The organism is Roseimaritima multifibrata, assembly GCF_007741495.1.
Lineage (GTDB): Bacteria > Planctomycetota > Planctomycetia > Pirellulales > Pirellulaceae > Roseimaritima > Roseimaritima multifibrata.
The window spans coordinates 6,712,715-6,726,663 of the sequence record NZ_CP036262.1 but is presented as its reverse complement, the minus strand read 5'-3'; the positions used below and the strand labels follow the sequence as shown (position 1 = coordinate 6,726,663).

Sequence of the window (13,949 nt, the reverse complement as noted above, 5' to 3'; positions counted from 1 at the left end):
AAAACCGTCGGCTTATAAATCGCGCGTCCCGAGAGGCGGAGCTACGCGATTCGTCCGCCGGAGCTGTATCGCTGTCGCTCTTTGATCCGGCCTACTTTTTACACGCCCTTTCGCAGCGTCCCGTTGGAGACCTGCAATCGGCCGAATGGAAATAGCACGTAGTAGAGTCTCTCCGAGACTCGTGCTTGCTGCGTTCTCCGCCTCGGGGGACGTCGATTGTTTCGCAAGCCCAGCGGAAGCGAAAACCGTCGGCTTATAAATCGCGCGTCCCGAGAGGCGGAGCTACGCGATTCGTCCGCCGGAGCTGTATCGCTGTCGCTCTTTGATCCGGCCTACTTTTTACTTTCTGATGCAGTCGACGTCCCGCGGTAGGCAGGCGAATAAACAATTGGAACCATTGTCTTCAGAGAGATCGCTCGCGTTATTGGGCTTTGCTTAGGCTTTGCTTGAGGGCGGCGGCGGCTTGTTGAGGGGCGGCTGCGGATTGGAGGGCGGCGGTGACTGCGATCCGGCGGATTCCGGTTTGTAGGACTTGGTTCAGGTTCTCTTGGTTGATGCCCCCGATTGCAAACGCGGGCAACGAGATCGACGCGGCAATTTGCTTGAGGAAATCCAATCCGGGAAATTCGTCGAACGTTTTGGTTTGGCTGGGGAAAGTGGGGCCGCAGCCGATGTAATCCGCTCCGCCCAAAACCGCTGTTTCAGCTTGGGCGTAAGAGTGTGTGGAGACTCCGATCAGGCTTGCCGGGGGCATCATTTTTCGAACGCTGGCGAGCGGCAATTCGTCTTGTCCGACGTGGACCCCGTCCGCTTGGCATGCGATCGCAATGTCGGCTCGGTCGTTGATGATCAATAGCGGACGTTGCCCCGGCATCTGTCGCAACGCGGTCATCGCCGCGGACCCATATTCGAACAGTTCGCGGTCGCTCAACTGTTTGTCGCGTAGCTGAAATATGTCGACGCCACCCTCGGCCAGTGATCGCAGGTTTTTGAGGAATGAATCTTTGCCGTCCGCACCGTTGATCAATGCGTATAGGTTCCGGTCGGCCAGTCGGTTGCAGCGATCGGGCAAAGTTTCGATCGCGGCCGCAAGCGTGTAGGTTTGGTAGCGAATCTTTTCAAGTTGAACCGCTACGTTCGGGGAAATGCATTTGGCGTATTCCTCCGCAGAACGGAGGGCTTGTTGGCAGCGTGTGGCGGCTGCGACGGCGACCGACGCCGGGGCCGCGCGCGTCTGTTCGCCGCTGGTTTGTAGGTCCGTGCCGACGTCGCCCGGTGTGTCGCGCGCGGCAAGTAGTTCGCGCCGCGGCAACTGCGAAGCGGCAGTCGCTAGATCATGCCGCAGTCCCTTTGCGCTCTCGGCAAGCAACGCGTCATTCAAAGCGAATCGCGCGTAGTCCTCGAGCGTGCGGAAGCCTTCGCCGATGCGGTTGAAGGATGCGTCGAGGATGCGGTAGATCGCGGTTGTCATTGGGAGTTGGGAGTTGGGAGACACGGAGACACGGGGACACGGGGACACGGAGAGGTGTTTTGGGGAGTGGGGGTACTATAATGCTTTCTTGGACTTTGTTTCTTTCCTCGCTTGGGTGTGACTTCTTGATGTCATTTAAATTGCGTTTCGCTGTTGGTGCGATTTTATTGGTTGGGTTTGCTTCGGGACTGGTTGGGGCTCAGGATGCGAAGCCTGTGGCGGCTAAAAAAACGGTCGCGGATCAACCGATGAAGCCGGTTCAGGAAGACCCTGATTTGCCTCGAGTCCTTTTGATTGGTGATTCGATTTCGATTGGCTATACCGTGGCCGTTCGTGCAAATATGAAAGGGGAAGCAAACGTTATTCGCCCGCTGATGAATTGTGGTCCGACCACTCGTGGGATCGACAATTTAGAGGCTTGGCTGGGAGAGGGGAAATGGGACGTGATCCATTTCAATTTTGGGCTGCATGACCTGAAGCATGTGGGGAAAGATGGAAAGTCGTTGGTGGCGGTTGAAGCGAGTAACAGCCGGCGGCAGGTGACGCCGGAAGATTACCGAGCCAATCTGCAAAAGTTGGTCGATCGTTTGAAGCAAACCGGAGCCGAATTGATCTGGTGCTCAACGACCCCCGTCCCCGAAGGGGCTCGAGGTCGTAACGTCGGCGATTCGGTTGAATACAACGCGATCGCTGCCGAGGTGATGGAAGCGAATCAGGTCGCTATCGACGACCTTTACACGTTTGCAAAAGAGCACAAACGGAAGATTCAAAAGCCAGCCGATGTGCACTACACCGCCGCGGGTTCCGCGATCTTGGGAGCAGAGGTGGCTGCTCAGATCCGCAAAGCATTGAAGTCCAAGGCAGAGTGATCATCTGCGGACAGGGGGCCAGGCTTTCTTTGCTTATTCTTTTCGGCATCCCTCGAAACTTGTGCTTGCTGAGCTCTCCGCCTCGGGGGGCGTCGATTTTATAAATAGTCGATCTTCAGGTATCCAAACGGAGTCGGCCCCATGCCAGCTTGTCTGGCATGAAGCAAAGATTTGAAGTTAGATCCTGTTTTGAATAGGTCGCGCCTCCGGTTCGGCTTGCCGCTGAAAGCGGCAAGCCGAACCGGAGGCAATGCGATGAGGGTGACCGCTGCTAAGTTCAAATCTATCGTTCCTGTCGGATAAACCGATCAGGGGACCTGGGGGGCAGACGTTTCTCGCTTCCGCTGCATTCCGCTAGGAAACCGCCAACTAATAAATCGCACGAGTCGAGAGGGGGAGGTGCGAGAGGCGGAGCTAGGCGGTGTTTCCGCCGGAGCTGCATCGCTGTCGCTCTTTGATCCGGCCTACTTTTCTAATAAATCGCACGAGTCGATAGGGGGAGGTACGAGAGGCGGAGCTAGGCGGTGTTTCCGCCGGAGCTGCATCGCTGTCGCTCTTTGATCCGGCCTACTTTTCTAAGGCTTCGATATGCTGCCGCCAAGCGGGCTTCTGGGAATCCTTGCCGTGGGACTGCATACGGCTGAAAGTTTGATTAGAATGCCGCATCTTGTCAGCAAATGCTGACAAGGCCCGCCCTCGTAGCTCAGGGGATAGAGCACCGCTTTCCTAAAGCGGGTGTCGCAGGTTCAATTCCTGCCGGGGGCATTCTTTTTCAGCTGAAGAGTTGGCGGCCGTTCTCTCTATTCGAAACGGCCGCGGCTGCCCGACGAATCGCGTCGCCGGGCGGCTTGGTGATGCTGCAGGTCGCTTCTCTTACGGAATGTCTACCGGATCGATAGGAATTACTGGGTCGATGGTAATCACTGTGGCATCGGACATGGCTCCGGTATCTACGCTTGCTCCGCCACCGCCATCCCCGGCTGCTGCAGCTAGGGCGGCAAGTCCGGCCAATGCACCAATGCCGCCTGCTCCGCCACCACCGCCTCCTCCGCCACCACCACCGCCGCCCGTTCCTGGGCCGCCAGCGGAAGCACCACCTGGAGGTGTGGTGCCTGGAGTTTCGCCACGATTGGTGAGGTCGTCGTTCACGCCTTCTTCAACCGATGCGACAAATTCAGGTGGTAGCATCAGGATATCGATGGGAGGTGAAATGCCGGGGCTTTGCATCGCAATCGTGCGGAAGTTGGCCGCTTTGCGGAAGCTCGCTCGGCGAACCACTGGAGTGCCTTCAACCGCTTCGGCTGGTTTGACGGCGGATCCGGTGATTTGGAACGTGAAGGCTGCGTAACCTAGAGGGCCTGTTGCAATTGCGTTGTAAACGCCTACGGAAAGACCGCTGACAACAAACCAACCATTATCGTCGGTGGCGACTTCATCGATTTTCACGCTTTGACGCCAGATCGTGATTTTGTGGCCTGAACGGTCAAGAACCTGCGAAGGGTCGACAAATCCGTAAATCCGGCCATGAAGCAAGCCGTCCGAATCGAGTTCGCCTTGGTAGAAGGGTTTCGACCGGTGTTTGACTTTGTTGTAGTCCAAGCTGAAGTTGTAGTTTCGTGGATCGGGGTTTGCCATGTAGCTGGCATAGTTGCGAATTTGCAAGTCGCTGGAATTGGGGATGACAGGGATCTCAAATGGCGCAGACGTTTGGACGTCGGCAGGCTTGGGAACGACCGCGATGGCGACAACCGCATAGATGCCAGGTCCCGAGATCACGACTCCGTAAGGCCCGGGAGCGACGCCTGAAAAGCGAGCGAGTCCATCGGCAGAAATCGGTGCCCGCCATGAAACACCACCGCGCGAGAACAATTGGATCTCGCGTGCGACCGGTTGCCCTTCGACTGCGGGGCCTTCACCTCCGTGCAGATTCAACACTCGCAGATGCAAATTACCATTATCGGTAAACGCAAAAAAGCTCTCCGGTACCGAATCCGTAACATCGGCGGGAGCGCCCGCAGGTGTTGGAAGGGCTTCCGAAAGACTGGGAATTGCCGGAGCTTGAGCAGCGGCGACGCTGGTCAGTAAGAAGCAGAGGCTGGCGGAGGTCAATAGTCGTTTTAGCACGGGATGATTTCCAAGGTAAAAGACGAGGTGTTGCACGTTTCGCTTCGCTTTAATCACTGCAGGGCGAAGCTGAACGGCCCAAATGGCCCTGGAAGTGGGACATCGTATACGTCATTAAAGTTCTCTAGTTACTACACGTTACCTACGCTACGGATTGAAGTCAATCAAATGGTTGTACTCTTTTCCTGGGTTATTCCGTCTGTAGTCATCAGGCTGGCTCCCCATAGCAAAATCGCAGCTAAGATGCCCAAAGCAAGCCCCACGGCTCCACCGGTTAATAGGTAGGGGCGTAACTGGGGATCGGTTTGGATTCCTTCGGAGGGTGGGGAGGTCGTGGTCAGAATGGCGGGCAGGATCGGGCTGGCGTCTTCCAAGGTCGCCAGTTTTGTGATCACCGACGCGAGCAATTGGCGTTGCTGAGCCTGATCTTGCTGAATCGAATCGGCCAACCTTAGCTTTTGCTCTTCCGACGTCAGGGTAAGAAGGACCTGTGACTGCTCCTCTTCCGCTCGGCTCCGCTGTTGGTCCAGGCGATGCTTTTGGGCTCGCAGTTGTTTCAGCAACGTCGAAATCCGCTGCCCATTGCTTGGCGGGGCCTCAGCCTCCACGTCGGCTGGACCTTCCTTGGCGTCTGGCGAAGACGGGCTGTTCGGTTTGTCTGCAGGGGCGGTTTCGTTGTTGCCCGGGGCACCGAAATCATCGCGGGCTTTTGCCAGCCGGCTTTTGAGAGCGACGGCAGCCGGGTGAGCTGGCCCGACTTTGGTCAGCAATTTTTCTAATTCTTGTTCCAGCGGAATAACTTCGGTTTCCCATTTTGCACGCCGTTCGGCTCGTTCGCGTCGTGCCAGTTCCGCAGCGTATGCCCTAGCCGCTGATTCGTCGCTCGCATTTTCGGGTTCAGGGGGCGAAGTTGGTACAGGTTGCCCCATCACCACCAGAATCTGTTCTGCCGAGGACCCTTGGGCGATCATCGCTTCGATTTCAATCAACCGTTTGGCGAGTGCCGATTGTTGGGCGGTCAGCTGCTGCAGTTCCGTTTTCAAGGTGGGCAGCCGAGTCGCTGCAGCCGATTCGACCTTACCGTCAATCCAAACCGCATCGGCAGGAATTTCAAGGTTTTGTGCAAACGCTTCCAGTTCCGCTTGTCGTTTTTGGATTTCGGCGCGAGCGGTGGTCAGCAGCTCGATCGATTCATTCCACTGAACGAATTCCTTGTTATCGGTATTCTGAGATTGGTATGTGGCTAGGATCGCTTGGTTTAGCCGTGTTGCCACCGAAGGAGTGGGGGCTTTGGTTTGAAGCTGAAGGAGGGCTCCTTTGCCAGAGGACCCCAAAGCCTCGGTCGAAATGTTTCCCGCCGCGATCCATTGGCCGGCCACCTGGTCCGCCGTAGCCGATCGGTTTGAGGAGAGTTGTCGCAACAGGTTTTCGGAATCGATCGCTTGGGCAATGATCGTCTGACTGAACAGGAACGGACCGGCCGGTTGCGTAGAGGGCGCTTCATTGGCGAGTTCGGCAGGATCGGTGCTGGCGGGACGGCTGCCCGCAGGGTTTCCGGCGATCTCAAAAGTGGAGGTCGAAGTGAAGACCGCCGGCTGCTTAACGTACATGAAGTACCCGACCCCCAGTCCAACCAACATCCCCAGCAGACCCCAGGCGGAAATTCCAAGGATGCGAGAAACGGTCCGGCGAGCAGTCGATGACATAGGTAAATAACGCAAATCAGAGAATAAGGGGGCAGGGGACATCGCACCGGCCGAGGTCCTATCATACTAAAACCAGATGTCCTCCAACGTCGATTTGTCAAACATCTCGCAAGACAAGTTGGGAGTTGGGAGTTGGGAGTTGGGAGTTGGGAGTTGGGAGTTGGGAGTTGGGAGTTGGGAGTTGGGAGTGGGGAGTGGGGAGTGGGGAGTGGGGAGTGGGGAGTGGGGAGTGGGGAGTGGGGAGTGGGGAGAAGTTTTTTTCTCACTCCGTGAAGGAATGTCCTTAAAGGCTACTTCCGTGTCTCTCGCGAAAGGCGACAGGCAAAAATCTGGCTCCCCTCGCCCCTAAGCAAGCTCTTTGTAGCGGACGAAATCTTTGCTGGCTTAATGCGTGATCTCTCCCTTTTGGTTCGATTTTGCGGAGCTTGCTTGGGGGAGAGGGGCTGGGGGGGAGGGGGTGTTTTACGCGGCGATTTTGCAGCGAAGACGCGATGAATGCCTGGTGTTTCAAGCGGGTATGTCACGTCTTTCCCTACCGCAATCGGCCCCCCCCCCCCCCGCCCCCCTCCCCCCAAAACAAGCCTTTTGGCTGTAGTCATTTGAACTGGCTGGCGAACTGTTGATTTGATGTCAAACTTGCTTTAAGCAAGCTTGTTTTGAGGGCGAGGGGAGCCAGATTTTTTCGCTCTTCGCTCTTCGCTCTTCGCTCTTCGCTCTTCACGTCCCCCGCGAAAGGCGACAATTACCTCACCTTCCCTCTGCTGAGGTTGGCGGCCTGTTCTCTTTGTTTGGCATTTTCAGACGTTGGATTCTTCTCATGATTGCCGGGTTGGTGTGACGGAGCTTCTTGATTTGCTCCAGCAACTGTGGCGAGTTCTCCTCGGCGTTGGGATCAAGAAAGTCCAGCTCGATCAGCATCTCTTTGGGTCGGTCGTCCAGAGGCGATTGCAACATTGCGGCTAAGGCGTGGTCTCGGGCATCCCTGTATCGTTGCAGGCTTTGGGTGGGGGTTAGCAAATCTTCCATTTGAAGGGTTTGCCCCGTTTCGTCGACCGCAGCCTGTTGAAGTGCCCTGCGGAGGGTGCGGGGCGAAACGATGCGGTCGGCTTGTTTGGAGTCGGCTAGTTTTTGTTCGACGAGCCATTTTGCTCCGGCACGACGTTGTTCATTGACAATCCATCGCGCCATCCCCAGGTCTCCGTCAGCAATCAAAGTCCCGCCGGCAATCTGATTTTCCAGGCCTTGGAAGCGAGCGGTGTAGTCCGGCAAACGGTCCGCCGGCGTTGCTGCGTGTTTGTTGTGAGCAAAGTTGGCTCGCTCGGCCTCCGCGCCTCGGTCCATGAAAACGTATGCCGAAGCTTGGGCAAAGATCAGAATCGCCAGGACGAGCAGGCTGGCGATGGTTGCCTGTCGATTTCGAGTGCTGCCAGACGGTTCGCCACCAATGGCACTCATCTTCTTAGCGGAACGGCGCAAGCCGTCCGGCAACAGCCTTAAAAACCACTCCCCTTTGCCGCTCGTCTCTCGGCGATCCGCTAAGGATTGGGTGGTTTCGCTAGCTGCTCCGCTAATGGCTCCGGCCAAGCAGGCAACCGTCAGCAAGACCGGAGGGAGCGCGATCGCGAAGTCAAACGACTGGCTGATAATCATCGAAGGAATCAAGAACAGGCTGGCCAATACCAGTCCTTGCCGGTAGGAGCGTTGGTCGGGCGACGTGGTATCCTGGTCACTCGCGAGGGTTCGAGTGTCTCGGATCAGGAAATAAAGGCCTGCTAGAATGATAGGGATCCACCAGAACCCCCCCTCGACCAGCCATTCAACGTGCATCCCGTCCGCGTTGTAAAACCAAAGATTGGTTTCAAATGCTTGAAAAGGTAGGTGGGCAAAGCGATACGTCCCCAGGCCAGCTCCACCCGGCAGATGAGCGACTGCGGTTCGCAGCCCGTCTTGCCAATGTTCCAGGCGAGGGTCGTTCATCGATTCCCCGCTGGTCAACGTCTCCAGTCGGTTGCGGACATCGGTTGTCATTCCCAGCCAGCTGAGCAACAGGATCGCCGCTGCGATGGTGCCTGCAGCGACGACCAGCGTCCGAAATTTGGCACCGCTGCGGAACAGGTAAAGTCCCAGGACGCTTGCTCCCGCCAGCATCCCTAGGGCTCCGCCGCGGGATTGGCTTCCCAAAATTCCCCCCACCAAGATCGCGATCATCAGGCAGATTCCGATCGTTCGCCACTGCGATGCGGCAGGGATTGGATTGGTGGCCTTGGGGGCCGGTGGAGTCTCCGAGGTCGTTTCGGATCCAGGAGGGCGGCGAATCGAAAGCGGAAGTAGGCCAATCGCTGCGGCAATTGCCAGGTTTAAGTATCCCGCACAATTGTTGTTGTTAATAAAAGGACCAAACGGGTCGCCAACTCCGACCGGGGAAATGAGCAGTCGTTGACGTAATTCCTCGCTGGAATCTCGAGCCAAGCGAATCGAATCCGCCAGCCCAAAAAAGGCGAAAAGAGTTCCCGCTCCCGCGATGCTTAGAAGCAGAATCACCCCCCAACGTTTCTCTCGGCAGCAAAGCGTCGATAGCCAACAGGCAACGGCAAACCCTGCCGGAATGGTCAGTGCGATGCGAGTGTGCAGAGGGGCGACACTGATCGGGTGACGTGATCCGCCGCCAGCGGGTTCGATCCCTTGGGCTTCGGCTTCCGCCAGCAAGCCCGCAGGCACAAAGTCTTGGTAAGCCGCCAAGCTGCCGGGGCTGAGGATGCCAAGGAGGCTATTGGGTAGCGGAATGGTTTGGCAGAAACCAAGGAACCAAGCCAAGCATGCCAGCGCGACCAAAGGAGAAACGCGAAAACGGGGTGCCGCCTTCCAGTTCGCTGCCACCAACGCCAACCCCAGCGGAAAAAGCAGCAAAAGCAGACCCGCAGCCGTCGCCTGAGTCGATCGATGCCCGCCACCATTGTCCCAAGCCGTCCAGATAGTGGTCCCGGCGAGGAGTAGGGTTAGGAGTAGGGCTAGGGCGGTGGGGTGTTTTTTAGAGGGGGCGGTGGTGTTCAAGGGTGAGTGGGAGTTGGGAGACAAGGAGACAAGGAGACAAGGAGACAAGGAGTGAAGGAGTGAAGGAGTGAAGGAGTGAAGGAGTGAAGGAGTTGGTGCCGTGCTGGAACTACTATAGGTCGTTGCTGTGTTGGTTGGTGGATTGGGGGCAGGCGGGCTGGTCTGGCACCCTCCGGTCACCTTCTTAGCGGTACGGCGCGAGCCGTCCGGCCCTTTTCTTGGATGCTTTCTTCGCGGCGCGGGCTGTCCGGCAATCGCTTTGAAAACACTTTGAATTTGCCGGCTGGCTTGCTCCGATCCGCTAGGGAATCCGCCCGTAAATGCCAAAGTACTTGGTATTGGGCTCCAGCCGTCCGGCCATTGTCGCCTCAAACAACCTTATTAATCGCAGCCGATTGAACCAACTGACGAATCGTTGGTTCAATTTTAAATTTGGATTTATGGGAGCTTGTTTTGGGGCGTCGGACACCCGTTTCCTTTACTTCTTTTTGTTGTTTTCTGCTCCCCTGGAAGGGGCGTCTCCGCAAATTTGGACTTGTTACTGGCCGATTTCGGAGTCCGATGCCTTCGTATTGCTGCTGCGTCTCCCGCTTCGAGAGGCGGGGAACTAAACTGGATGCTGGTTCATCCAAAATGTCCGGCCGTTGAAATCGTTTTAATTCTTCTTGCCGGAATGATCGTTAGAACCGGACGGCCTTGCCAACGAAGTAGGGGAAAGATGGACCAGTTGATTGACGTTTTCCATTTTGCGACCTACTATGATTACCACTCTAGGGGAGGGGGTAGTGTTGATGGCATGGAATTTGGCCGTTGCCTCTCTTGCGGGGAATGACTCCCCCTTTTTCGACGAAAGTTGCCGATTTGAGGCAGTTAAGTCCCCGTTGTTTTGGTTGCTCTAGGGACGCGTTTGTGTCACCGAGGAGCACGAAGTGCGCGCCGCTGGGGCGTTGCACGTTTTCCTTCAGTTTTGATTTCCGCAAAGGTGTTTCGGTTGTCTAAGCGTTCCACTCGTAAGCGCCAGTCGCCTCGGTCACCCCTTGCTCGTGTCAAGCCATCCTCGGGTGGTGAGGTATCTAGCGACGCACCTAAAAAAAAACGCCGATCGTCTCGCCGACGGGAGAAGTCTCCTCTGTTGGCGGCCGATCGGATCGCTTGGGCGAGTCCCTGGTTGTGGGGAACGGTTGCGATGCTGGTGGTGGTGACGCTTTACGCGTTCTGGCCCACGTTCCGCTGGTTAGAACAGGCTTGGGATCGTGAGCCCGACTATTCGCACGGGTACATCGTGGTCCCGCTATCGTTGTTGATATTGTGGATGCGGTGGGAGACTTTCCCGGGGATTCAAGCTCAGGTCGATTGGCGTGGAGTCAGTCTTATCCTGGTAGCCGTTGCGATGCGGGTGGTAGGCCGATTGGCTTACATGGACTTCTTTGATGGTTGGTCTTTGGTTCCGCTAGTCGCTGGAATCGTCTGGTTGTTGCTCGGTTGGCCAGCGCTCCGCTGGGCGGCTCCGGCAATCGTGTTTCTGATCATGTTGGTTCCGCTTCCTTATCGTGCCGAAACGATGTTGAGCTGGAAATTGCAGGGGGTCGCCACGGCGATCAGTACGGGGATGTTACGAATCGTTGGTTTGCCTGCCGTCTCCGAGGGGCATACGATCTGGGTGAACGATTCCCAATTGATGGTCGAACGAGCCTGTTCGGGGATGCGAATCTTTGTCGGTATGTTTGCCCTCGCCTTTTTCTGGGCGGCAACGGTGAAGCGAAGCTGGCTGGATCGACTGGTAATCTTCGCGGCGGTGATTCCAATGGCGTTGTTTGTCAACGCACTTCGGATCACAGCGACCGGAGTTTTGTATCAGTGGTTTGAAACGCCAGGGGCAAGGCATGTGATCCATGATTGGTCAGGGTATTTAATGATCCCCGTGGCGGCCGCTCTGTTGTGGTGCGTCAAGATTTATTGGGAACATTTATACCGGCCACTGGAAATACACGATCCGACGGAACGGGTCCGGGCAGCCACGGAAGGTGCATAGAGAGTTAGTGTCGCCTTTCGTTCCGCGAAAGATGCGTCCCCAAGCGTTCTTTCGCGGAGCGAAAGGCGACAAAAAAGCGACACTTTCAAAAGTGTTTTAGAGAATACAGCAGGTAGTGGGATCCAGTCGCCGTCAGGCAATTGAATTCCTTGTTCGGACGGAGCCGACCACCGCGGTGCAATCAACCGCGAGTGAAATGGATTGATCTATTTTACGGTTTGTGTGAACCAAAGTTTTCATTAGGAATCACGCGTGGATAATAGAATAACCCCCTCCAACGAATATCGGGTCGACCGTTCGGCCGCGCCACGTGGGCCCGTCGAACGGCGCGTAGAGCCGCCAGCTGCAAAGGGGCAAGAGTTTGATCCCCGACTCATTTGGGTGACGTTCCGTCGTTGCTGGTTGTGGGCTGTGCCGCTTGGTCTGGCGCTCGCATCGGTTGCTGCATATGCAGTTTTTGCAACCTTTGTCCCGATGTATCAAGCAACTCATTTGCTAGAAAAGAATCAGGATTATGTCGTTTTTGAAGGGGTGATGCCTACTTCGGCAAATTTGGCAGGCAGCGAGCGGCAGTTGATTTACACCGATATGGTGTTGGATGAAGTGTTGGCAAAGCCTGAAATTCAGTCGTTGCCTGCATTTGCGGACACGCAATTAGCAAAAGATACAATGCGTAAATATATGCGAGTCAGCGGTGCTGGTTCCGCTTCGTTGACGATCAGCTATCAAGACCCGGATCCACAGCACGCTGCTTTGATTTGCAATGAGATTGTGGAAGCCTATTTAGCTCGCCGCGAGCAATTTGATAACGAACGCGTTGCGAATCTGGAAAGTTGGCTGTCTCCCTCGATCGATCTTTGGAAGGAGGAGGTCGCTGGGCATGGGCGACGTGTCCGTGAACTAAGTAAAGCAGCCTACGGTTTTGATCCAACCATGCGTGTCGAGGGATTAGAGAATGATTTGTCGGTCCTTGGCTCTTTGCGGCGTGATTTGGCAGATTTGATTGTTGAGGAGTCCATACTGGAAGCCAAAATTGCGATGCGAAAGGCGGGGGGCAAAGATATTCGAGAAGTGGTGAAAACGCTTCCTGAAATTACAATTCCAGAGCCGACATCGGCCGAGATTGCTCGGTACGTTTCTTCCGACGGTGAAGTCGCCAAGCATCGTGGCTTGCTGGCGGATCGTGAGAAAAAGATCCGTGGAATGGAGGATGCTGGTTTTGCTTCGCTTCGGCAAGATCATTACGAAGATCTGAAAAAGCAAGCGGATGAACTTCGCAAGCAAGTTCAAGCGGCCGAGAAAGTGGCCCGCGATCGTGCGCCGGAAGTTCTGCAGAAACATGCGATGGAACTTGCTCAGCGTGAACGCGAATCACAATTGGCCAATCTGGAAGTGTCGACGAAGGCTTCACTGGCAAGCCAAGAAGTTCAATTGGCTGAATTGAAATCCAAGCGTTCGATTTTGCAGCAAGAGTACGATCTTGAGAAAGGGCGATTGGAGCAGAAGGGGGGCGATGCCGCAGACCTTCGATTCGCGCAGGAAGATCGTGAAATTGCAGTAGGGATTCTCGCTAAGTTGAACGAACGCTTGGCCGCGATTCGAACCGAACGTCGACGTGGAATGACGATTCAGACTTTGGCTGCGGCCAAGCCGCCTAATAAACCGCTGGTTCCTGTCCCTGTGAAAAAGATGGTTGTCGCGGGTGGGGCCGCCTTTATGATTCCTTTCCTGCTTGGATTGTTGCTGGAATTCCGCTCACAGCGTATCTGTGATGCCAGTGGGTTCGACGGACAATCGCTCGCTCCCGTGATTGGAGAAGTCGCTCGCTTGCCATCGCGAGCCGGTAGCAGCAAACGGCAACGGGTCTTTGAAGAAAGTATCGACACGCTCCGGGCGAATCTGATGCTCTCCAAAGATACGCGTGATGTTCGGACGATTTCCGTTGCCAGTAGCCTGTCGGGTGAAGGGAAAAGTAGTGTTTCCTCGCAGCTAGCGATCTCGCTTGCAAAAGCTTGCGGCGAAACGATCCTGTTGATCGATGCCGACCTTCGCAAACCGGATCAGCATGCGATCTTTGGTTTGGAAATGGGGCCTGGTTTGACTCGGGTTCTTTCCGAAGATGTGAAATTGGAGGACGCGGTCGATAAATCGCTTGGAGACTTGGTGCACGTCCTGCCGGCTGGCTTGATGCATCAAAGCCCTCATCGATTGCTCAATTCATCGGCCATTCGAGACCTCTTGGATCAAGCGTTGGCAAAGTACCGCTACGTGGTGATCGATACCGCCCCCGTGTTGGCGGCTGGCGAGACGCTGGCGATCGCTGCCGAAACGGACGCGACACTGGTCTGCATGATGCGAGACCTCAGCCGTACCGATACCGCCATCCGCAGCCAGCGAAGGTTGGAAGCTGCTGGAGCAAACGTGGTCGGGTCGGTCTTTAGTGGCGTCCCCTACCAGCAGTACTCCTATCGCTATGGCGATTACAACTATCTGATGGCTCCCGAAGCAAACCAGCCAGCGATCAAGTAGCGAAACGCCCACGTTGGGCGTGCTGCGGATATCGCTGAGACAAGGTATTTCGATTGGAAGCTTCCACAGGGGAGTCGTGGTTTTAAAGTGCGTTCCGCTGACGCACTTTGTTGTCATAACCACCCGCCGCGAGCAGGGATCAATGGTTCCTGTTTTGCAAATGTCCC

The 13,949-nt window shown here is 55.9% G+C and carries 7 protein-coding genes and 1 tRNA gene; 4 read left to right on the top strand and 4 right to left on the bottom strand.

Annotation, left to right across the window (positions count from 1 at the left end):
• Positions 1–421 precede the first annotated feature (421 nt).
• The gene (locus tag FF011L_RS24320) at positions 422–1,471 is read right to left on the bottom strand and encodes a thiamine phosphate synthase (RefSeq protein WP_145354533.1); all 1,050 of its coding nucleotides are present in this window, start codon (positions 1,469–1,471) and stop codon (positions 422–424) included.
• Positions 1,472–1,599: 128 nt separating this feature from the next.
• On the opposite strand from FF011L_RS24320, the gene FF011L_RS24315 reads away from it, so the two are divergent.
• Positions 1,600–2,340, top strand: coding sequence for an SGNH/GDSL hydrolase family protein (locus FF011L_RS24315; RefSeq protein ID WP_145354532.1), 741 nt, complete (start codon positions 1,600–1,602; stop codon positions 2,338–2,340).
• A gap of 692 nt (positions 2,341–3,032) precedes the next feature.
• Positions 3,033–3,105: transfer RNA gene (locus FF011L_RS24310), tRNA-Arg, on the top strand.
• A 108-nt stretch (positions 3,106–3,213) separates the two neighbouring features.
• Here FF011L_RS24310 and FF011L_RS24305 read toward each other — a convergent pair.
• The 3 genes from FF011L_RS24305 to FF011L_RS24290 all read right to left on the bottom strand — a co-directional run bounded on the left by FF011L_RS24305 (position 3,214) and on the right by FF011L_RS24290 (position 9,221).
• Positions 3,214–4,464, bottom strand: a complete 1,251-nt coding sequence (locus FF011L_RS24305) for a hypothetical protein (RefSeq protein ID WP_145354531.1) — start codon at positions 4,462–4,464, stop codon at positions 3,214–3,216.
• Positions 4,465–4,628: 164 nt separating this feature from the next.
• Positions 4,629–6,170, bottom strand: a complete 1,542-nt coding sequence (locus tag FF011L_RS24300; RefSeq protein ID WP_218932858.1) for a GumC domain-containing protein — start codon at positions 6,168–6,170, stop codon at positions 4,629–4,631.
• 747 nt (positions 6,171–6,917) lie between these two features.
• On the bottom strand, positions 6,918–9,221 hold the full coding sequence (locus FF011L_RS24290) for an O-antigen ligase family protein (protein WP_145354528.1): 2,304 nt from the start codon (positions 9,219–9,221) through the stop codon (positions 6,918–6,920).
• 1,132 nt (positions 9,222–10,353) lie between these two features.
• Between FF011L_RS24290 and FF011L_RS24285 the strand changes: the two genes are divergently transcribed.
• Together FF011L_RS24285 and FF011L_RS24280 are read left to right on the top strand one after the other, a co-directional pair.
• The gene (locus FF011L_RS24285) at positions 10,354–11,253 is read left to right on the top strand and encodes an exosortase/archaeosortase family protein (protein WP_246109603.1); all 900 of its coding nucleotides are present in this window, start codon (positions 10,354–10,356) and stop codon (positions 11,251–11,253) included.
• 474 nt (positions 11,254–11,727) lie between these two features.
• A complete protein-coding gene (locus FF011L_RS24280) occupies positions 11,728–13,782 on the top strand; it encodes a polysaccharide biosynthesis tyrosine autokinase (protein WP_218932857.1) in 2,055 nt (684 codons plus the stop codon).
• Positions 13,783–13,949 lie beyond the last annotated feature (167 nt).

What these genes read in the sequence shown, in the direction of transcription:
- FF011L_RS24320 (WP_145354533.1), bottom strand. Translation starts at nt 1,471, where the DNA reads ATGACAACCGCGATCTACCGCATCCTCGACGCATCCTTCAACCGCATC.
- FF011L_RS24315 (WP_145354532.1), top strand. Translation starts at nt 1,600, where the DNA reads ATGTCATTTAAATTGCGTTTCGCTGTTGGTGCGATTTTATTGGTTGGG.
- FF011L_RS24300 (WP_218932858.1), bottom strand. Translation starts at nt 6,170, where the DNA reads ATGTCATCGACTGCTCGCCGGACCGTTTCTCGCATCCTTGGAATTTCC.
- FF011L_RS24280 (WP_218932857.1), top strand. Translation starts at nt 11,728, where the DNA reads ATGTATCAAGCAACTCATTTGCTAGAAAAGAATCAGGATTATGTCGTT.